14 protein-coding genes are annotated in these 20,343 nt (G+C 67.6%); 4 read left to right on the top strand and 10 right to left on the bottom strand.

Features of this window, described 5'->3' with window-relative positions; translation table 11 throughout:
• Positions 1-118: 118 nt before the first annotated feature.
• The 4 genes from DN412_RS12665 to DN412_RS12680 all read left to right on the top strand — a co-directional run bounded on the left by DN412_RS12665 (position 119) and on the right by DN412_RS12680 (position 6,467).
• Complete coding sequence (locus DN412_RS12665; RefSeq protein WP_425267411.1) at positions 119-1,843, top strand: AMP-binding protein; 1,725 nt, start codon at positions 119-121, stop codon at positions 1,841-1,843.
• Between the two features lie 44 nt (positions 1,844-1,887).
• Positions 1,888-3,495 (top strand): carboxyl transferase domain-containing protein, encoded by a 1,608-nt coding sequence (locus DN412_RS12670; RefSeq protein ID WP_115015844.1) that lies wholly within the window; start codon positions 1,888-1,890, stop codon positions 3,493-3,495.
• Between the two features lie 73 nt (positions 3,496-3,568).
• Positions 3,569-5,584, top strand: a complete 2,016-nt coding sequence (locus DN412_RS12675; protein ID WP_115015848.1) for an acetyl/propionyl/methylcrotonyl-CoA carboxylase subunit alpha — start codon at positions 3,569-3,571, stop codon at positions 5,582-5,584.
• Between the two features lie 22 nt (positions 5,585-5,606).
• Positions 5,607-6,467, top strand: a complete 861-nt coding sequence (locus tag DN412_RS12680) for a hydroxymethylglutaryl-CoA lyase (RefSeq protein ID WP_115015851.1) — start codon at positions 5,607-5,609, stop codon at positions 6,465-6,467.
• A 59-nt stretch (positions 6,468-6,526) separates the two neighbouring features.
• Here the strand turns inward: DN412_RS12680 and DN412_RS12685 are convergent, their stop codons facing one another.
• The 10 genes from DN412_RS12685 to DN412_RS12730 form a co-directional block, all read right to left on the bottom strand.
• Positions 6,527-7,093 (bottom strand): YbhB/YbcL family Raf kinase inhibitor-like protein, encoded by a 567-nt coding sequence (locus DN412_RS12685; RefSeq protein ID WP_115015855.1) that lies wholly within the window; start codon positions 7,091-7,093, stop codon positions 6,527-6,529.
• Positions 7,094-7,224: 131 nt separating this feature from the next.
• Positions 7,225-8,427, bottom strand: coding sequence for a type III PLP-dependent enzyme (locus DN412_RS12690; protein WP_115015858.1), 1,203 nt, complete (start codon positions 8,425-8,427; stop codon positions 7,225-7,227).
• Between the two features lie 18 nt (positions 8,428-8,445).
• Complete coding sequence (locus DN412_RS12695; protein ID WP_115015862.1) at positions 8,446-9,222, bottom strand: HpcH/HpaI aldolase family protein; 777 nt, start codon at positions 9,220-9,222, stop codon at positions 8,446-8,448.
• Positions 9,219-10,982: an IucA/IucC family protein gene (locus DN412_RS12700; protein WP_115015865.1), complete on the bottom strand. Its 1,764-nt coding sequence runs from the start codon at positions 10,980-10,982 to the stop codon at positions 9,219-9,221. The genes DN412_RS12695 and DN412_RS12700 overlap by 4 nt, the downstream gene beginning before the upstream one ends.
• 7 nt (positions 10,983-10,989) lie before the next feature.
• Complete coding sequence (locus tag DN412_RS12705; protein WP_115015868.1) at positions 10,990-12,813, bottom strand: IucA/IucC family protein; 1,824 nt, start codon at positions 12,811-12,813, stop codon at positions 10,990-10,992.
• A gap of 4 nt (positions 12,814-12,817) precedes the next feature.
• Positions 12,818-14,020, bottom strand: a complete 1,203-nt coding sequence (locus DN412_RS12710; RefSeq protein WP_115015872.1) for an MFS transporter — start codon at positions 14,018-14,020, stop codon at positions 12,818-12,820.
• Positions 14,017-15,504, bottom strand: a complete 1,488-nt coding sequence (locus DN412_RS12715; RefSeq protein ID WP_425267414.1) for an IucA/IucC family protein — start codon at positions 15,502-15,504, stop codon at positions 14,017-14,019. The genes DN412_RS12710 and DN412_RS12715 overlap by 4 nt, the downstream gene beginning before the upstream one ends.
• 296 nt (positions 15,505-15,800) lie before the next feature.
• Positions 15,801-16,829 (bottom strand): 2,3-diaminopropionate biosynthesis protein SbnB, encoded by a 1,029-nt coding sequence (sbnB, locus tag DN412_RS12720; RefSeq protein WP_115015877.1) that lies wholly within the window; start codon positions 16,827-16,829, stop codon positions 15,801-15,803.
• Positions 16,826-17,848 carry a 2,3-diaminopropionate biosynthesis protein SbnA gene (gene sbnA, locus DN412_RS12725; protein ID WP_115015880.1) on the bottom strand — a complete coding sequence of 341 codons (1,023 nt, stop codon included), beginning with the start codon at positions 17,846-17,848 and terminating at the stop codon, positions 16,826-16,828. Before sbnA ends, sbnB begins: the two co-directional genes overlap by 4 nt.
• Before the next feature lie 143 nt (positions 17,849-17,991).
• Positions 17,992-20,286 (bottom strand): TonB-dependent receptor, encoded by a 2,295-nt coding sequence (locus DN412_RS12730; protein WP_115015883.1) that lies wholly within the window; start codon positions 20,284-20,286, stop codon positions 17,992-17,994.
• Positions 20,287-20,343: the final 57 nt, after the last annotated feature.

Consider the following 20,343-nt stretch of genomic DNA (forward strand, 5'->3'; position numbering starts at 1 on the left):
GTCAGCGCGGTGTTTGGGGGTAAACCCCAGATCTGATTTGGAATCCAGCGGTATTCGAGAAATTGAGCTAAGCTCAAGAAACATCGAACGCGAAACACGACGAGCTTTGGAGACAAGTATGAAGATGCAGGGAGACCCGCTTCACACCATTCTGCCGATAGACGGCCTGTCGCATGTGCGAGGCGACACCAGCATCCCGCTGTCCGAGCAGACCGTGCCGGCGTTTCTGGCGCAGACTGTGGCCGCCTTCCCGGAGCGCGAAGCCGTGGTCTTTCGCGAGCAGGGCGTGCGCTGGAACTGGCGGGAGTTCGCCGAGGCGATCGACGCGCTGGCATCGGGCCTGCATGCGCTGGGGCTTGCCAGGGGAGATCGCGTCGGCATCTGGGCGCCCAACCGGGTGGAGTGGCTGGTGACGCAGTTCGCCACCGCGCGGCTGGGGCTGGTGCTGGTCAACATCAACCCGGCCTACCGGCTGGCCGAGCTTGAGTACGCGCTGAACAAGGTCGGCGTCAAAGCCATTGTGGCGGCCGAGGCCTTCAAGACTTCGCGCTACCTGGAGATGCTGCAGGCGCTGGCGCCGGAACTGGCGACCAGCGAGCCGGGCGCGTTGCAGGCAGCACGCCTGCCGTCGCTGCGCTGGGTGATCCGGATGGGCGACGACGAGACGCCCGGCATGATCCGCTATGCGGATGTGGTGGCACGCGGCACCGGCGTGGCGCGCGCGGCGCTCGACGCCATCACGGCCCAACTCGACTGCCATGATCCGATCAACGTGCAGTTCACCAGCGGCACCACCGGCGCGCCCAAGGGCGCCACGCTGACGCATCGCAATATCGTCAACAACGCGCGCTACATCGCCATGGCGATGCGCTTCTCCGAGCAGGACAAGCTGTGCATCCCGGTGCCGTTCTACCACTGCTTTGGCATGGTGCTGTCGGTGCTGGCCTGCGTCTCGACCGGCGCGGCGATGGTATTCCCCGGCGAGGCCTTCGATCCGGAAGCCACCATGAAAGCCGTCAGCGAAGAGCGCTGCACCGCGCTGCACGGCGTGCCGACGATGTTTATCGCGCAGCTCGACCACCCGCGCTTTGCCGACTATGACTTCTCTTCCCTGCGCACCGGCATCATGGCCGGCTCGCCGTGCCCGATCGAGACCATGAAGCGCGTGGTCGCGCAGATGCACATGTCCGAGGTGACGATCGCCTACGGCATGACCGAGACCAGCCCGGTCTCGTTCCAGAGCAGCACCACCGACCCGCTCGACAAGCGCACCGCCACGGTCGGCCGGATCCAGCCTCACCTGGAAGTCAGGATCGTCGATGCAACCGGCGCCACGGTGCCGGTAGGTGAGAAGGGCGAACTGTGCACGCGCGGCTATTCGGTGATGCTGGGTTACTGGGATGACGAGGCCCGCACCGCCGAATCCATCCGCGACGGCTGGATGCACACGGGCGACCTCGCCACCATCGACGACGAGGGCTACTGCAATATCGTCGGCCGCGTGAAGGATATGCTGATCCGCGGCGGCGAGAACATCTACCCGCGCGAGATCGAGGAATTCCTGTTCCGCCACCCCAAGGTCCAGGCCGTGCAGGTGTTCGGCGTGCCCGACCCGAAGTATGGCGAGGAGGTGTGCGCGTGGATCGTGCTCAAGCCGGGCGAAAGTGCCACCGAGGACGAGATCCGCGCGTTTTGCCGCGACCAGATCGCCCACTACAAGATCCCGCGCTACATCCGCTTTGTCGACGAGATGCCCCTGACCGTGACCGGCAAGGTGCAGAAGTTCGTGATGCGCGACCAGATGGTGCGTGACCTGAACCTCGGCGAATCCAGGACGGCCTGATCGCGCTGACTGCACACAACCAACAACCGACTCCCGAGGCCCATATGGCGGCAATAGAAACTAAGCTGAACGCGCGCTCCGAGACGTTCAGGACGAATGCGCAGGCAATGCAGGCACTGGTTGCCGACCTGGAAGCCAGGATCGCCGCGCTGGCCGAAGGCGGCGGCGAGGCGGCCCGCGACAAGCACCTGTCGCGCGGCAAGCTGCTGCCGCGCGAGCGCGTGCAGCAACTCCTCGATCCGGGCACGCCGTTCCTGGAGCTGTCGCAGCTGGCCGCGTACGACATGTACGACAATGCCGCGCCCGGCGCGGGCATCATCACCGGCATCGGCCGCGTGGCCGGGCAGGAATGCGTGATCGTCTGCAACGATGCCACCGTCAAGGGCGGCACCTACTACCCGATGACGGTCAAGAAGCATGTGCGCGCGCAGGAGATCGCCGAGGAGAACAACCTGCCGTGCATCTACCTGGTGGATTCCGGCGGCGCCAACCTGCCCAACCAGGACGACGTGTTCCCCGACCGCGACCACTTCGGCCGCATCTTCTACAACCAGGCCAACCTGTCCAAGCAGGGCATTCCGCAGATCGCGGTGGTGATGGGCTCTTGCACCGCGGGCGGCGCCTACGTGCCGGCGATGAGCGACGAGTCCATCATCGTCAAGAACCAGGGCACCATCTTCCTGGGCGGCCCGCCGCTGGTGAAGGCTGCCACCGGCGAGGAAGTCAGCGCCGAGGACCTGGGCGGCGCCGACGTGCATACGCGCCTGTCGGGCGTGGCCGACTACTTCGCGCAGAACGACCACCATGCGCTGAGCCTGGCGCGCAATATCGTGCAGCACCTGAACCGCCGCAAGCCGGACCAGATTCGCCTGCACGAGCCGGTCGAGCCGCTGTACCCGGTGGAAGAACTGTACGGCGTGATCCCGAACGACACGCGCAAGCCCTATGACGTGCGCGAGGTGATCGCGCGCCTGGTCGATGGTTCCGAGTTCGACGAGTTCAAGGCGCGCTACGGCACCACGCTGGTCTGCGGTTTCGCGCGCATCTGGGGCTACCCGGTCGGCATCGTCGCCAACAACGGCATCCTGTTCTCCGAATCGGCACTGAAGGGCGCGCACTTCATCGAGCTGTGCTGCCAGCGCAAGATCCCGCTGGTGTTCCTGCAGAACATCACCGGCTTCATGGTGGGCCGCAAGTACGAGAATGAAGGCATCGCCCGCAACGGCGCCAAGATGGTGACCGCGGTGGCCACCGCGCAGGTGCCCAAGTTCACGGTGATCATCGGCGGCTCGTTCGGCGCGGGCAACTACGGCATGTGCGGGCGCGCGTATTCGCCGCGCTTCCTGTGGATGTGGCCGAATGCGCGCATCTCGGTGATGGGCGGCGAGCAGGCGGCCAGTGTGCTGGCCACGGTGCGCCGCGATGGCATCGAGGGCAAGGGCGGCGAGTGGAGCGCAGAAGAGGAAGACGCCTTCAAGCAGCCGATCCGCGACCAGTACGAACACCAGGGGCATCCGTACTACGCCAGCGCACGCTTGTGGGACGACGGCGTGATTGACCCGGCGCAGACACGCACGGTGCTGGGGCTGGGTCTTTCGGCCAGCCTCAATGCGCCGATCGACGACATGAAGTTCGGCGTGTTCCGCATGTAAGGCTGCCAGCCTGCAAGGCAGCACCCAGAATCGTTTTCACGAACGCTCCCCCCGAGGAGCGAAAGGCGAAGTCATGTTCAACAAAGTACTGATCGCAAACCGTGGCGAAATCGCTTGCCGCGTGGCCGCCACCTGCCGCCGGCTCGGCATCCGCACCGTCGCGGTGTACTCGGATGCCGACGCCGATGCACGCCACGTCGCCTTCTGCGACGAGGCCGTGCATATCGGCGGCGCGGCCGCGCGCGACAGCTACCTGCGCGCGGACCACATCATCGAGATGGCGAAGGAGGCCGGCGCCCAGGCCATCCACCCGGGCTACGGCTTCCTGTCCGAGAACGAAGCCTTTGCCGAGGCCTGCGCCGCGGCGGGGCTGGTCTTCATCGGCCCGCCCGCGTCGGCCATCCACGCGATGGGCAGCAAGAGCGCGGCCAAGCAGTTGATGGAGAAAGCCGCGGTGCCGCTGGTGCCGGGCTACCACGGCGAGGACCAGGATCCGGCGCTGCTGCGCCGCGAGGCCGACCGCATCGGCTACCCGGTGCTGCTCAAGGCCAGCGCGGGCGGCGGCGGCAAGGGCATGCGCGTGGTCGAGTCGGGTGACGGCTTCGAGGCCGCGCTGGCCGCGGTCAAGCGCGAGGCGTCGGCCAGCTTCGGCGACGACAAGGTGCTGGTGGAGAAGTACCTGACGCGCCCGCGCCATATCGAGATCCAGGTGTTTGCCGATACCCACGGCAACTGTGTCTACCTGTTCGAGCGCGACTGTTCGGTGCAGCGCCGCCACCAGAAGGTGCTGGAAGAAGCCCCGGCACCGGGCATGACCGAGGAGCGCCGCCGCGCCATGGGCGAAGCGGCCGTTGCCGCGGCCAAGGCGGTCGGCTATGTCGGCGCCGGCACGGTCGAGTTCATCGCCAACCAGGACGGCTCGTTCTATTTCATGGAGATGAACACGCGCCTGCAGGTAGAGCACCCGGTCACCGAGATGATCACCGGGCAGGACCTCGTCGAATGGCAGTTGCGCGTGGCCGCAGGCGAAGCGCTGCCGCTCACGCAGGAGCAACTGCGCATCGACGGCCATGCGCTGGAAGCGCGCATCTACGCCGAGAATCCCGACAAGCAGTTCCTGCCGTCCACCGGCACGCTGCGCTTCCTGCGCACGCCGCCGGCGGTGCAGTTCATGCGCGGTGACGATGCACACGGCCCGGCCGGTATCCGCATCGATGCCGGCGTGCGCGAGGGCGACACCATCAGCCCGTTCTACGACCCGATGATCGCCAAGCTGATCGTGTGGGGCAAGGACCGCGACGAGGCGCTGGCGCGCATGCGCCAGGCGCTGGCGGCCTACCACGTGGTGGGGTTGTCGACCAATGTGGCCTTCCTGCAGCGGCTGGTGTCGTCACAAGCCTTCCGCACCGCCGATCTCGACACCGGGCTGATCGAGCGCAACGAGAAGGTCCTGTTCCCGCCGCCGGCGCCGGTCGGCATGGAGATCATCGCGCTGGCGGTGGCGGCGCTGCTGGACCGCGAGAACAAGGAACGCCGCATCGACGCCGCCGACCAGCATTCGCCGTGGACCCGTGGCGGGGCGTGGCGGTTGAACGGCGGTGCGTCACGCACGCTGCAGTTTGCCTATGGCGATCAGGTGCTGGGCGTGACGCTGAACACCAATGAACGCGGCAGCACGCTGACTTACGCCGACCAGGCCGCTCCTTTCACTGCTGCCTGCCAGGCCGACGACATCCGCATCGACCTTGGCACCCGGCGCGTGCATGGACAGGTGCATGCGGAAGCCGACGAGTTCCATGTCTTCCATGCCGGCCGCCATGTCGCACTGACCTGGCTCGACCCGCTGGCCCACGCCGGCGAAGCCGAAGGCGAGGGCGGCAAGCTCACCGCGCCGATGCCGGGAAAGGTCATCGCCGTGATGGTCGAAGCCGGCAGCGCCGTGACGCGCGGCGCGCCGCTGCTGGTGATGGAGGCGATGAAGATGGAGCACACCATCTGTGCGCCGGCCGACGGCGTCGTCAGCGAAGTGCTGTACGGCATCGGCGAACAAGTGACAGAGGGTGCCCAGCTGCTGGCGTTCAACGCCTGACACGCTGTCAAGGAGGCGCAATATGCATGCGGATTTCGTCAAGGTCGTCGAGGTCGGTCCCCGCGACGGCTTGCAGAACGAAAAGATCCTGGTGCCGACCGGGATCAAGGTGGCCCTGATCGACCAGCTCTCCGACGCCGGATTCGTGAACATCGAGGCAGCGTCGTTCGTGTCGCCCAAATGGGTGCCGCAGATGGCCGACGGGGCGCAGGTGATGGCTGGCATCCGCCGGCGCCCCGGGGCCCTGTACTCGGCGCTGACGCCGAACATGAAGGGTCTCGAGGCCGCGCTGGCCGCTGGCGTCGACGAGGTCGTGATCTTCGGCGCCGCGAGCGAGGCGTTCTCGCAGAAGAACATCAATTGCTCGATTGCCGAGTCGATGGCTCGCTTCGCGCCGGTGGCCGCGGCCGCGAAGGCGCATGGCTTGCGCCTGCGTGCCAGCGTGTCCTGTGCGCTGGGATGTCCCTACCAGGGGGAGGTTCCTGTCAGCGCGGTGGCGGAGGTGGTGCGCGGCATGCGCGAACTGGGCTGCGACGAGATCGATATCGCGGACACGATCGGCGTAGGCACGCCGGAGCGGGTGAGGGAGGTGATGCGCGCTGCCTCGACGGAATTCCCTATGGAAGCGTTGTCAGGGCATTTCCACGATACCTATGGCCATGCGCTGGCGAACGTCGTCGCGAGTCTCGAGGCCGGCATCCGTATCTTCCACTCGTCAGTCGCCGGTCTGGGCGGCTGCCCCTACGCCGAAGGGGCAACCGGGAACGTGGCGACAGAGTCGCTGCTCAGGCTGCTGCAGGACATGGGTCTTGAGACCGGCATTGACCTGGGCAAGGTCGCGGTTGCCGCGCAGTTTGTCTCGGAAGCGGTAGGCAAGCGCTGAATCCGCATCATGCGTGCAGAACCCCGGTGCATGCCGGCCGGCAAGGCATCAGGGGGCCTTCAACGCCCAAACCGTCCAACCAGGCTCTGGGCCTCCAGGGCATGCCCCTTGAGCGCCGCCATCAGTTCGTCGCGCGTCATGCCCGGAGGCAGGTTCGGGTCCAGATCCGTCGCGATGACCGTCATGACGTAATGGTGGGGCGTCTCTCCAGTTGGCGCGCAGGGACCGCGGTACGCTGCCGCGCCAAGTACGTTCTTGCCGACCGTGATGCCAGGCCCGTCCGCCTTGCCTTCGCCTTCCTTCAGCTGGCCGCGATTCGCGGCAATGTTGTAGGCGACCCAGTGCGAGACCCCGAGACCGGCGTTGCCGTCCATGTCATACATCAGGATGGCGACGGACTTCGCGCCCGCGGGAAGCTTTGACCACGAGACCTGCGGCGACACGCCCTTGCCACCGCAGGGCTTCTGGTCGCCGCCAGCGCCATCATGCGCGTACGGCGCAGCGATCGTGGCGCCGTCGGTGTACGAAGTGGACGACACCTGCATGCCGGCGGCGCAGGCGTTGCCGATGAACAGACACATCAACGCCCCGGCTACCGGAGCGGAAACTGCGCTAGCGATCTTCATTCGAGTTCTCCAGGAATGCAGTCAGCGGAACAAAGACTGGGAGGTCCCCCTGACCGGCTGTTGGCGCTTGCAGATAATGCACCAATTTTCATGACTCCGGAAGATCGGGCGCCCGAACGGCGTCGGCTATCTCACCCGCCCACCACGGTACCCACAAACACCCGCTCCGGATGCGGATGGCTGAGAAAGTCGTGGTGCGAGATATGCCAGCCGTAGGCCCCCGCCAGCATGAAGACGATGCGGTCGCCGACCCTCACGCGCGGTACCGTCACCTCCTGTGCGAGGACGTCTTTCGGCGTGCAAAGCTCGCCGCAGATCGTGAGCTTCGCATCCGTGAGTTCCGGGCGGGCAAACTGGTAAGGCCACGTGTCGTTCGGCACGACAATGAACGGATGATTGTGCTGCCACGACACTGGCAGCCGGAAATGATGCGTGCCGCCGCGCACGATGGCGAAGTGCTTGCCGTGATTGTGCTTGAGGTCGATGACTTCGGCCACGTAGGATCCGCAATCGGCACTGATGAAACGGCCGCATTCCAGCACGATGCGGCAGCCGGGCCGCCGTTCCTGCAGCAGTTGCGCCAGCCCAGCGCAGAAGCGCGGCCAGTCGAAGGTGCGGTCGGGATCGGCGTAGTCGATGCCGATGCCGCCGCCGACGTTCAGCCATTCCAGCGTCATCCCGTGCTCGTCCCGGCATTGCTGCGCCAGCGCAATGTGGCGTGAGACCAGCGCCAGATGATGGTCGGCATCGAGACTGTTGGAGCCCGCATGCAGGTGCAGCCCGACCACGCGCACGCCGGGCAGGTCGCGGGCCAGCGCGATCACGGCGGGTAGTTCCGCCTGGTCGATGCCGAACTGCGTGGGGCGCCCGCCCATCTGCAGCGTGGCGCCAGGGAGGCCGTAGGCCGGATTGACGCGCAGCAGCACGTCGGCACGGCGGTCCATGCGTTGGGAGATGCGGTCCAGCCGGCGCAGCTGCAGCGCGCTTTCCACGTGGATCAGCCGCACGCCAAGGCGCAGCGCGCCCTCCAGTTCGTCGTCGGTCTTGCCGGGGCCACCGAAGACGACCGGCACGTCGGCGTCGACGGCGCGCACGCGTTCGATTTCGCCCAGCGACGCGACTTCGAAGCCAGTCATTGCGCCCAGCAGCGCGCGCAGCACCGGCTCATCGCTGTTCGCCTTGATCGCGTAGTAAAGATCGCAGTCCCCGGGCAAGGTGGAGACCAGGCCTGCTGCGCGCGAGCGCAAGTGGTTCAGGTCATAGAGATACGCGCACGCAGGTCCCTTGCGTGGATCGAGTTCATCCAGGTAACGGGTAATGATTTGCGGGTTCATGTTGTGGCGGGGGCGGCTTTATGTCGATGACTGGGAATGGGAGTGCAGGTGCGCGGCCATGGCCCGGCGCGCGATGCCGCGGTCGTCGCCGAGCACCAGCATGCGGGCGCCTTGCCGGCGCCGCTGCGCGGCGTCCTCCGGGGTGCGCGGCAGCGCGCAGAAGTGCTTGCGGTGCCGGCTCGCGGCAGCGGCAATGCGCGCCACGGCATCCTGCACCAGCGGATGACGCGTCTGCCATGGCACGCCCAGCGATTGCGAGAGGTCTGCGGCACCTTCGAGCAGCACGTCGATCCCGGGTACCGCGGCGATGTCGTCGAGCGCATTGAGCGCCGCGCCATCTTCGATCATCGCCACGACCAGGGTATCGGCACTGGCTGCGGCGGTGGCCGCGGCAAGGTCGTCGCGGCCGAATGCGCTATGCCAGGTGGCGTTCAGCCCGCGCTCGCCGGGCAGCTGCGGGTGCTGGGCGTAGTGGCAGAGCCGGGCCGCCAGCTGTGCCTGCGTCACGCCGCCGATGCGTGGGAAGACAATGCCTTCGGCACCGGCGTCCAGCGCCGGCGCCACCTGGTGCGGCGCCCCCACGCGCACCAGTGCCGCAATGCTGCTGGCGCGGGCCGCCAGCAACATTGCGTTGAGCTGTGCGCCATCGATCAGCGTATGTTCCAGGTCGATCACCACGAAGTCATAGCCGGCGGCGGCGACCAGTTCGACGGTCAGTGCGGCGGGCGTCGAACAGAAGAGGCCGTGGACCGGGCGGGCGTCCGGATCCGACAAACGTGCTTTCAGCGACCTCATGCCGCCTCCGCCAGCGGATTCGGCGCCTGCCGCGTGCGCAGCCGGATTTCAGGCATGAAGCGGCGGCTGGCCAGCAATTCGATCGACATGGTGGGCGCAAAGCAATCGAAGCGCCGGAAGCTGTCGGCCAGGTGCGGGTGCGCGCGCTGGTAGCTGCGGATCACGCCTGCCACGATGGTCCAGAACTCTGTTTCCTCGAGTTGGTAATACGCGGCGAGCAACGGGGCGAGCTCAGCCAGGTTGACGAAGAACAGTGCGTCGCAGGTGAAGTCTCGGAGTTCCTCGGCATCGTCGGTTTCGATAAACGAGTTCGGATTGACGCGCGCATGCTCCGCTGGCGGCGGCGTGAGTTGCGGGGCCGTGCCGGACAGCCATTGCCGCGAGAAGCGCACGCCGTCGTGGAAGTCCTTGAGCGCCACGCGCTGCGGTAGGCCGTCGACGTGCAGCAGCAGCATGTTCTGCGCGTGCGACTCGAGCGCGGTGCCGTGTTCCCACAACAGGTGCAAGACTGGCAACCAGGCACGCTCCACCAGCCGCTGCAGCCACACGCGCACCCCATGTCGGCGAATCCACAAGTCAATCAGCGGAAGGCCATCGACATCGATATGCGTGAGCGCGGTCATTGGGATGGCGGCCTCGCCGGATGCCAGATGGCCATTGATGCTTTCGCGCCAGATGCAGGAAAGCGCGCCGTACTGGCCCTGCACAGGGGCGGCAGGTACGTGGCTGATGCCGGCGACTTCGCGCAACAGCACTGGCGCCGCCATTGGTGCGGACCATTCGGTGCGTGCGACCAGGCTCGCCAGCCAGTCGCTCAGCACGGCGGCATTGCACACGGTGTGCGGCGCCAGCACGCGCGAGGTGGAGGTGTTGACGAGATTCATGGCCAGCTTCAGCGACAGCGCGTCGGGCTGGTCGACATTGGCGAGGGTGCGGATCGACTGCTGGGGCAGGTAGCGGCCCGGCATCTCGCCGACCACGATCAGCTCGCCGCGCGCGAACGCGCCGTGGTAGCCGGGGGCAATCACCTCGTCCCATTGCCACGGATGGACGGGCAGCGGCAGGTAGTCGGCGGGATCGGCGCCACGCTCGCGCACCGCGGCCTCGAACGCGGCGCGCGCGGGGGGCGGCAGCAGGTTTTCGGGCGAGGCCTCGGCATTGCCGAGGTTCCATCGGCAATGCGAGCGGTGCGCGGCAAGCAGCACCGGGTGCAGCGGCGCGGCGCATTCCGGCGCGTAGCGTCGGTTGTCCGCAAGCGTGAAGCCCATGCGCGATTTGTAGCTCGGGTGGTAGGGATGGGCCCCCGTCAGTCGCGCTTCGATCGCATCGTAGCTGGCCTCGCGCAGTGGTCGTCCCGCATGCCCGTTGGCATGATGGGACTGCGCATCCTTGATCTGCGTGGACAACAGCTCCAGGCCGAACTGCTGCAGCCGCACCGGATCGGCATCGAGCAGGCCGGCGAGTTCTGACAGCAGCATCGCGACGTCGTCGGCTTCGGTTTGCGCGCTGGCGTCGCAGCGCAGCACCGGCCCATCGATGCGAATGCGGCCGAAGCTGGCGGTGGGGCGGGCGGTGCAGCGATAGCTCACGGGCGTGCCGTCGGCCGTCATGGCAGGCAGTTCGACGCCATCGCCGGTGACAAGCACGTCGCGCAGGCAGTCTTCAAACAACAGGGCTTCCAGCAACTGGCGCACCACGCGGCGAGCAGCTTGCCGGTAGTGCGGGCTCTGGATCAGGCATTGGTAGTCGGTCGTGTTCATCGCGGACTCAGGATTGCGGTGCGGATACGAGGAAGTTCGGAACGCCTGCCCATGCAGGCGTTTCACCGTGGCGGCCGAAGCAGCTCAGCATGTTCGCCTTGGCAGGAAGGGTCTCCAGGGCCTGCAGCGACGCCAGCAGGTGGCGCAGCGAAGGTCCGCCTGCGTCGAGCGCGGCGGCGGTGTCCCGCCAGAGCGTCGCTTCGTCGCAGGCGCCCGTGCGGGCCAGGCAAGCGATGAAGTGGCCGATGTGGTTGACCAGTACGTAGTAGGCAAAGCGATGCAGCGCCGCTTCCTCGGTGTAGAGGACCGGGCTGTCGGCATCGAACTGCGCCGCCCACGCAAAGCGGGTGCGGCTGATGCTGGCGCCTTCCATGTCGCGGACATAGCCGTGCACCGGCCAGCCGCCCTCGAACGCGACCATGCTGTTCTGCAGGTGCGCTTCCAGGCTGATGCCGTGATCGGCGAACAGGCGCGCCAGCGGCAGCAGCGTAACGTCGAGATAGCTGGCCCACCACCGGCGGATATCGGCTGTGCTGTGGCGATGGCCCAGCGCCTCGTGCAGCAGGCGCTCCAGGATGCCGGTGCCTTGCGCGGACTCTTCCAGCACGGTGGCGAGGACTTGCGCGGCGTCGCCATGCGGGCCCGTCATGCCCTGTCGGTAGATCACCGCGGTGCTGGCGCGCAGGGCGTTGTCGGGCAGCGCCAGTACGGCGTAACCGGTCTCGGCCAGCACCGTGAAGTGCGCGGACGAACGCGCTGCCTCGGGCAGCATCGCGATGGCGCGGCTGGCATCGAGCGCGCGTCGGACATGCTCGGGCGGATTGTTGCGGACAAAATTGGTGATGCGGATATCGAGCGCCAGCTTGAGGAAGCGTTGCTGCTGTGGCAGCCACACCGTGCGTACCGACGATGTCGGCCATGCCAGCTCGCCGAGGGGGCCCAGGGAAATCATGGCGCGGCTCGCCAGCAGTGGCTGGAGCCCGGGGTGCGAGAGCAACTGCCCGGCCTGCCAGGGATGGCACGGCAGCAGGCGGTAATCGCCTTCCTTGAGCAGGTCTGCGGCCGTCTCCATGACCGCGGGGTCGATCGGCAGCGGCTGGCCATCGATGGTACCGCTCTCCAGCTGTTCGCTGGCGACGGCGAAGTAGTGCAGCTGGAAGGCGGCGCCCAGTTCCGGCGCATAGCGTTGCAACGCGTCAGCGCTGAACCCTTCCGACGCCTTCGAGGTAGCGTGGAAGATATGGCCGAAGCGCAGCCCTTGCTCGGCAGCGATAAAGCGCGAGGGCGCTTGCCGTGCGGGCGCTTCGCGGTGATATTGGCGCACCTTCCGGATCCCGTTCTTCATCAGCGCGGCAAAGCGCGCTGGCCAGTCGGTGGCGACGCTCTGCGGGTAGGCATGCGCGAGCGCCTCGGTGATGGCATCGGCCAGCTTCTCGGCGCGGCGTAATGGGGCGAAGACAGGCGCGAAGACACTGCCCTCGGACAGCACCGCATCCGCGAGCCGGTGGTAGCCGATGGGGGAGACGTAGGCCAGCGCAGCGGCCAGCCAGCGGTGGCCGCCATGGCGGTCTGCCAACGCCAGCACCGCCGGTTCCAGCCCCTCTGCACGCCAGCGGGCCAGGGTGCTTTGCAGTGCGGCCGGCATCGGGGCGGGAAGGTGCGTGGCCCGGCGCGGATCGACAATGCCGGTTTCGCGGCAGTAGGTATTGAAGAACTGCTCGATCAGGCGGCGCTCGATGGCGTCGGGCGCTGCGACATCATGGTCCGGGCAATGGGGGCGCAGGCGCCCTTGTGGTAGCACGGAGGTCGGGGGCAGGAGACTGGATAGCATGTGGTTACCTCGCATCAGGAACGGTGGCAAACAACGATGAGCGATCAGGGACGACGAGTGCGGCGGCCAGCGCGAACATGGCGGCGATCAGCCATAACGTGCCGGCCGGACCGGTGCGCGGCAGCCATGCCATCACCGCCAGCGGCCCGACCAGTTGCCCGGCGGTCATGGCGCTCCTGGCGATGCCGGTGGCGCTGCCGTGCAAATTCGCGGGCAGTCGGGCGCAGCAATAGGACAGCATCGATTGCGCAAGCGCCGCGAACAGCGCGCCTTGCACGATGCGGAGCGCACCGATCTGCCAGAGCGCATCCGCGAGCGGCAGCAACGCCAGCGCGAGCGCGCAGCCGCCGGCGGCCAGCATGAACGCGCGGACCGCCGTGCCGCGGTCGTTGAGCGCGCCCCACAGCGGGCTGGCGAGCAACGCGGCGAGCCAGCCCAGCGCGTGCAGAAAGCCGGTCTTGCTGCCGGGCATGGCATCGTGCGGGTAGCGCTGCTGCAGGTAGAGCGCGAACACGTTCACCAGGGCGAACGCGCCTGCCTGCGTCAGGCAGCCGGCCAGCAGCCACCGGCGCAGCGACGCGTCCGCCAGCATGGCGGCGAATCCTCTCGGTGTGTCCGCGCTAGCCGGTGCCTGCGGCACCGGTTCGCGCAGGCGCCACGCGAGCAGCAGCGTCAGCACCGCGTTGACTCCGGCCACGGCCAGCAGCATCGGCCGCACCGTCCACCAGTCCTGCAGCACGCCGCCAAGCACGGGACCGAGCAAGGCCCCAGTGGCGACGGCCGATTCCTGCATGCCGAAGGCGCGCCCGCGCATGCCGGGCGTGCTGAGGCGGCCGATGCAGATGGTCAGCAGGACGCCGACCGCGCTCGCGCCCTGCAACAGTCGGCCGGCCATGAAGCCGGCCACATGCGTGGACAGCCCCATCAGCAGCAGGCTGGCGGTGAAGGCCGACAACGACAGCAGCAAGGGCCGGCGATAGCCCCAGCGTTCGCACCAGCTGCCGGCGAACGGCGCCAGCAGCAGCGCGCCAACGCCGGGCGCGGCCAGCGCCAGGCTGCTCCAGTGCGCGGCATCGGCGCCGGCGAGGTCGCGCAGGTAGAGCGGCATGATCGGCACCAGCGTCATCAGGCCGGTCGTCACCACTGCCTGGCCGGCCAGCAGCAGGGCGATGCCGCGCGACGGGCCGGCTTGCGCCGCCGGCGTCATGACGGGACTCCGTTGTCGTGCAGCGGGTTGCGCAGGCTGCCGAGCGCGCTGGGCATGCCGGTGCCGGCGGTCTCGCGCGCCAGCAGCGGCGCCAGCAATTGCTTGAACGGCCAATCCGGCGCATCCAGCAACGCAGCCCGCGCGATCTCTGTGGTCCGGTTGCCGGTGCCGGCTGGCAGCAGCGTGGCGATCTCCTCGCCCAGGATGCGCCAGCCCAGGCGCTCGTCGCTGTCGAAGGCCACGGCGATCGCTGCGGCGATGGCGTACAGGTTCACTTCGATGGCCAGCGTCTGGAAGTACGCGAGCAGCTGCGGCGGGGCGTCGAGCACCAGCGTATTCGGCGTTGAAGTGTCCACTGCGTACGCGGGCACGTCCACGCCGGCCTCTGCGAGCAGCGACGGGCAGATGCGCAGCGTATCGTGATCGCGCAGCAGCAGCGCCCGCGGGCCGTCCTCGCCAACCACCAGCACCACGTTCTGTCCGTGCAGCTCGGGCATGACGCCGTTGGCAAAGCAACGCAGGCCGGTTTCCAGCAACAGGGCCGCGATGCGCCGGAACGTCGCCCAGGCCTGGGCGGCATCGGTGCAGGACGACCGACGCAGCGCGGGCAGGTCGTTGCTGGCAGTCAGTGCCGCGCACGCTGCCATGGGCAACAGCCACGTGCCCGGGGCCAGGTCGCCGGGGTAGCGCCTGAGCACGCAGGCGAGGTCGCCCGGCTCCGCGATCAGCGGTTCGTGCTGGCGCAGTGCCCACCAGTCACGCTCGTCGCAAAGCAGCAGGTGCTGGGCGAGCCACGGATCGCGATCCCGCAGTTGCGCCACGCATTGCTGTGCGAGCGCACCGTTGTGCAGATAGCGTACGGGCAGGGTGCGGCTGGCCCCCAGCGCCTGCATTCCCAGCGAGAGCTTGAGATGGAGGCCGGGATGTTCGTGCATGACCAGCGAGCGCAGCGACGCGGTGGGGTAGGCGGCACCGATGCCGCCGCCGAGGTCGATGCACGGCGCTTGCCCGCTGTCGGTGGCGACATGCGCTTGCTGCTGCCATTGCCACGGATGCGCCGGCATCCACAGGTAGCCGCGCTGCGCGCCGGCGGCTTGCGCGCGTGCCGCCAGGCGATCGAGCTCGTCGGACTGCAGCAGCGAACGGGCCAGCGGTTGCGCCGACGCTTCCATTGCCGAACCCGTCCGGACCCGGTGCAACGGCACGGCAATCCAGTGCAGCCAGACAGGCTGCCCGGATTCCGCGTCGAAGCCGGCGTGTGGCCCGGCCGCGTCGCCCCAGGCCTTTGCGCGGGCGAGCGGATGGAAGGGGCGGTCGCGCAGGCAGCAAACCGCCTCCCACGACAGCAGCGAGCGCGGCGCCGCCGCGAGCCGGTCCAGGATGGCCGGCTCATGCGCAAGCGTCTGCGCGGCTTGCGCCTCGGCCAGCGCGAACAGGGTCTGCAGGCGCTGGCTGCGGCCCGGCCACCAGTCCGCGGACTGCAAGGCCTCCAGCGCCGCGGCGGCGCCGAGCGCCATGGCGCTGCCGTCGCGTTGCAGGACGACCGGTGGCCTGTCATCGCCGGCGCCAAGCTGCAGCGGCCTGGGGCCGTCAAGGCGGCGGCCAAGCCAGAGCAGCGTTCCGGCCGCGCCCAGGTCGACGGCGAGCGCTGCCAGGGCTGCGTCGTCGGCGGCCACCACGCGGCAGTGCTTGCGCATGCCGTACAGGTCCTCTTGCCACAACGCGTCCAGCAGGTCCTGCGCCAGCATCCGCTCGCGTACGGGGTCGTGAGGCAGCACCGTCATAGCAGGGGCAGGCGTACGCCGACGCCGTGCTGCAGCGCGAGCTGGTAGAAATGGCGCGCGCACACCATATCGTCCAGTGCCATCCCCATCGGGTTGAGCAGGATGATCTCGTCGTCGCGCTCGCGCCCCGGCTTCGCGCCGATCACGATCTCGCCAAGCTCCGCATGCAGCTGCTCGCGGCTGAAGCGGCCTTCCAGCACGAGCTGGTTGATGATCTTCTTTTCACGGTTCGACTGGTCCCAGTCGTCCACCACGACCTTGTCGACCTTTTCATAGACGTCCTTGTGCACGTCCATGATGGAGACGTTGGCGACAAAGGCACCGGGCTTGAGCCAGGCATGCTCGAGGTACGGCGCATCCGCAACCGTGCAGGTCACAGTCACGTCGGCGGCGCGCACCGCGGCCTCCGCGCTGGCCGACAGCTCCCAGCCTGCCGCCGGGAAGCGCGCGCCCAGCTGGCTGCGCATCGCGTGCATCGCGTCGCGCGACAGGTCGAACAGGTGGATGCAGCGGATGCCGGGGAATTGTTCCAGCAGCGTCTGCAGCTGCATGCGCGCAATCGGGCCGCAGCCGATGCAGGCCACGTCGGTAAAGCCCGCGCGCGCCAGGTGGCGCGTGGCGACCGCGGTGATGGCTGCGGTGCGCATGCCGCTGATCAGGCCGCCTTCCATGATGGCGACCGGATAGTTGGTCTGGGCGTCGTTGAGCACGATCACGGCGCTGGCGCGCTCCAGGCCGTGGCGCTGCGGGTTGTGCTGGCGGCTGCCAATCCACTTGATGCCGGCGACCGGGTTGTCGCCGCCGACGTAGCAGGGCATCGCGATGATCCGATCGGCGATATGGTCGGCGCCGGCCCAGCGCAGGTAGGGCTTGAGCGGCTGCACGCATGCGCCGCGCGCATGCAGCGCCAGGCCTTCGGCGATGGCCTGCACGAAGGCGTCGGAGTGGTCGGCGCCAAGGGCGATCAGGTCGGCGCGGCTGAGGTAGCGCAACTCGGCTGCGGGTGGCTGGATGGAAGCGTTCATGCGGTGACTCCGTGTGCGGGGGTGGACGATTGCGCGGCAGCGGAAGCCGTCCGCGCGCGATGGATGGCAGCGACGCGTTCAAGCCATGCGTCGTCGTAGACGGTGTCGAGGTAGCGTTCGCCGCGGTCAGGAAACAGCGTGAGGATGCGGGGCGGCCGTGCGCTGCGCGGCAGGTCCTGCAACAGGCGGCCGATCGCGGCAACCACCGCGCCGGAGGAGCCGCCGGCAAAGATGCCTTCCTGCGCCAGCAGGCGCCTGCAGCCGAGGGCCGCGGCGTGGTCGTCCACATGGATGACCTGGTCGATTTCTTCGCGGCACAGCAGCTCCGGCACGCGGCTCGCGCCGATGCCGGGCAGCTCGCGGCTGGCCGGCGGATGCCCGAACAGCACCGAGCCGGCGGCGTCCACGCCGACCACCTTCAGCGCGGGCCACGCCTCGCGCAGCCGGCGTGCGATGCCATGCACCGTGCCCGAGGTGCTGACGCCGAGCACCAGCATGTCGACCGGCCGGTCCAGCTGGCGCAGGATTTCCTCGCCTTCGCCGTGGTAATGGCTTTCCCAGTTGCGCGGATTGCCGTACTGGTTGATCCAGACCGCATCCGGCAGGTCGCGCAGCATCTGCCGCACGCGCGCGATGCGCGTTTCCAGGTAGCCGCCCTGGCTGTCTTTCTCGGTGACCAGCTCGATCCCGGCGCCATAGCAGCGCAGGATCGTCAGGTTGGTCTGCGAGATCTTCGGGTCGACCACGGCGGTGAAGCGCAGTCCCTTCAGGCGGCATACCATGGCCAGCGCGATCGCCAGATTGCCCGACGAGCTTTCGACGACGTGGGCGTTGGCGCCGATGGTGCCTTCGGCGAGGCCCTTTTCGATGATGTAGCGGGCAGGGCGGTCCTTGACGCTGCCGGCGGGATTGAACAGCTCCAGCTTGGCAAAGACCTCGGCCCCGGTGTCCCCGAACAGGCGGCGCAGATGGACCACGGGTGTCCCGCCGATACTCTCGATGATGCTGCTGCAAACCATGGCTTACCCCTCATTCGATGTTGGCCTGCAGCGTGCCCGGGCCAGTTTGTATCGTTTTGTAAATGAGAATTATTTACATCTGAGTTTAAAAAAATGCCGGACGGCGATGGTCCCGACAAGGCCATCGCCGCCCGGCGGCGGCATTACCAGCGGTGCTGGTACATCGCAGTCAGCGTGATGCCCGCAGCCGGCAGGCGGCTGGTGTTATTGCTGTTGCGCATCAACTGGCTGTACAGCGGGTAGTAGTAGCGGTTGAACAGGTTCTCGATCCCTACCGTGATCGCGTCCTTCTTGCTGACCTGGTAGCGGCTGATCAGGTCGACGGTGGTGTAGCTGCTGACCTCGCGCCGCCCGAAGCCGTTCTGGTCGTTGAGCCGGTAGTCGCGGCCACCGTAGTACGTCACCTGCAGGCGATTGCTCCACGTGCTGATTGGCCGGTACTGGACGTAGGCGGTCAGCTTCAGCGGCGGTATGCGATAGCCCGTCATGTTCTGGAAGCCGCTGCTGCCTTGCGGCTGCTCGCGGCCGTTGATCCAGGTAAACGTGCCGCCCGCGCCCCAGGTCTCGCTGTCGCTCAGGTAGTCGGCGGAAGCTTCCACGCCCGCGATGTGCTCCTTGGTGCGGGTCAGGATCAGGCCGTTGTTAAAGCTCTGCACGTCGCCCAGCTGCGAGGTGCTGTAGAACAGCGCCAGGCTCCCCATCGTATTGCCGAACGCGCCGCGCCAGCCGATTTCATAGTTGTTGGTCTTGACCGGCTCAAGATTCGACGAGTTGATATCGAAGCCCGGGCGCGCATTGCGGATCTGCAGGCCGATATCGGGCAACTGGAAGCCCTGGCCGAACGAGGCATAGAACTCCTGGTTTTTCACCGGCGCGTACGCGCCGCCGATATTGAAGAGCCAGGCGCCGTAGTTGACCGTGCCGCCCTGGACCGCCACCGGGTTGCTGACCCGCGATTGCGACAGCGGCACGAAGTCGTCGAATGTGGCACTGGCGCGCTCATAGCGCATGCCGCCCTCCATCGACCACTGCTCGTTGAACTTGTGCTGCAGCTGCCCGAAGATGCCGCCGCTGCGGGTGGTCAGCGGCGGCATGTAGGTCAGCGAACCGGTCTTGTTGAAGACCAGCCCGCCGCTCTGGTCATAGGCGCGCGGATCGAACACGTCGAGCGGCATGTCGCTGCGCTCCTGGTTGTAGTCCGCGCCCCACAGCAGCCTGGTCTTCTTGTCGGCACCCAGCGGGGTGCTGATGGTCAGGCGTCCGCCGAACACGTCGCTGTTCTGGCTGACCTGGTCGACATTGCCGCCGCGCGTGGCCACCGCGCGCGCATCGAACGGCGGGAAGCGGGTGAAATAGTCGCGGTAGTAGATCTGCGTGGACACCGTGCTGCCGAACAGGTCCAGGTTCTGGTAGCCCAGGTTGACCACGGTATTGCGCAACTCGTTCTGGTTTTCGAGCTGCAGCCCCTTGATCGCCCGCGCGGCGGCGGTGCCCGGCGGCAGTTTGGCCACCGACGGATCGGAGGCGTAGTCGGTGTTCTGCCTGGCCTGGTACTGGCTCACGCTCAGTTCGATGCGCTGCTGGCTGTCGATGCGCCAGCCCAGCTTGCCGCTGACGTTGTAGACGTTGGAATCGAACAGGTCGCCCTGGCTGGGCTCCGGGGCAATGCGCTGGCCGTGCGCGTCATAGGGGCTGCCGATATGCTGCGCGCCCAGGTGGAACGCGTAGTCGAGCGGCCCCTGGCTGCCGGAGAAATGCTGCTGGATATTGGCGCTGAGCCCTTCCTTGCTCAGCCGCGTCAGCGGCGTGCCGAGCGTCACGGTGGTATCCGCGCTGGGCGGGCCGCCCGCGGGCCGCGTCGTGATCGAGATGATGCCGCCGTTGGCGCCGGCGCCATAGATCGCGCTGCTGCCGCGCATGATTTCGATCTTCTCGATGTTGCTGGGATCGATGGTGGCGAGGTTTCGCGCCGAATCCCGGTTGGTGTTGAGCGGAATGCCATCGACCAGGATCAGCGTGCCGCGGCCGCGCAGCGTCTGACCAAAGTCCGTGACCGTGCGGCTGGAGTCCGCCATGCCCGGGATCAGCTTGCTCAGCATGGTCGCGAGATTGTTGGAACCCACCTTCAGTTCCTCGATTTCCTCGCGCTCCAGCACCGTGACCTGCCGGGTCGGGCTGACGAGGTCGCTCTTGATCCGGTCGACCCTGACCTCCACCGCGTTCAGCTCGCCCCCGTCGGCCTGGGCCGACGAGCTGTTCTGCTTCGCGCCCGCACCGGGTGCGCCGGTGGATGCGACCGCGGACCCTGTGGGTACGCCCTGTGCCTCGGCCAGCGCAGGCGAGCCCGCGCCGATGGCGGCCACAAGAAATGCGAGCGGACGTACCCGGCGACGGCCGGCCGTCGCCGCCGGAGTCAGTGGGCGAGTTACGGTATGCATGGTGATGGTCAGGTCAATGTAGTGATGTGCGTAACGCGGGGTAACAAAGTTCGCGAA

Source organism: Cupriavidus lacunae (assembly GCF_003353055.1).
Lineage (GTDB): Bacteria > Pseudomonadota > Gammaproteobacteria > Burkholderiales > Burkholderiaceae > Cupriavidus > Cupriavidus lacunae.

What these genes read in the sequence shown, in the direction of transcription:
- DN412_RS12665 (WP_425267411.1), top strand. Translation starts at nt 119, where the DNA reads ATGAAGATGCAGGGAGACCCGCTTCACACCATTCTGCCGATAGACGGC.
- DN412_RS12685 (WP_115015855.1), bottom strand. Translation starts at nt 7,093, where the DNA reads ATGAAGATCGCTAGCGCAGTTTCCGCTCCGGTAGCCGGGGCGTTGATG.
- DN412_RS12710 (WP_115015872.1), bottom strand. Translation starts at nt 14,020, where the DNA reads ATGACGCCGGCGGCGCAAGCCGGCCCGTCGCGCGGCATCGCCCTGCTG.
- DN412_RS12695 (WP_115015862.1), bottom strand. Translation starts at nt 9,222, where the DNA reads ATGAGGTCGCTGAAAGCACGTTTGTCGGATCCGGACGCCCGCCCGGTC.
- DN412_RS12670 (WP_115015844.1), top strand. Translation starts at nt 1,888, where the DNA reads ATGGCGGCAATAGAAACTAAGCTGAACGCGCGCTCCGAGACGTTCAGG.
- DN412_RS12705 (WP_115015868.1), bottom strand. Translation starts at nt 12,813, where the DNA reads ATGCTATCCAGTCTCCTGCCCCCGACCTCCGTGCTACCACAAGGGCGC.
- DN412_RS12675 (WP_115015848.1), top strand. Translation starts at nt 3,569, where the DNA reads ATGTTCAACAAAGTACTGATCGCAAACCGTGGCGAAATCGCTTGCCGC.
- sbnA (WP_115015880.1), bottom strand. Translation starts at nt 17,848, where the DNA reads ATGGTTTGCAGCAGCATCATCGAGAGTATCGGCGGGACACCCGTGGTC.
- sbnB (WP_115015877.1), bottom strand. Translation starts at nt 16,829, where the DNA reads ATGAACGCTTCCATCCAGCCACCCGCAGCCGAGTTGCGCTACCTCAGC.
- DN412_RS12680 (WP_115015851.1), top strand. Translation starts at nt 5,607, where the DNA reads ATGCATGCGGATTTCGTCAAGGTCGTCGAGGTCGGTCCCCGCGACGGC.
- DN412_RS12700 (WP_115015865.1), bottom strand. Translation starts at nt 10,982, where the DNA reads ATGAACACGACCGACTACCAATGCCTGATCCAGAGCCCGCACTACCGG.
- DN412_RS12730 (WP_115015883.1), bottom strand. Translation starts at nt 20,286, where the DNA reads ATGCATACCGTAACTCGCCCACTGACTCCGGCGGCGACGGCCGGCCGT.
- DN412_RS12690 (WP_115015858.1), bottom strand. Translation starts at nt 8,427, where the DNA reads ATGAACCCGCAAATCATTACCCGTTACCTGGATGAACTCGATCCACGC.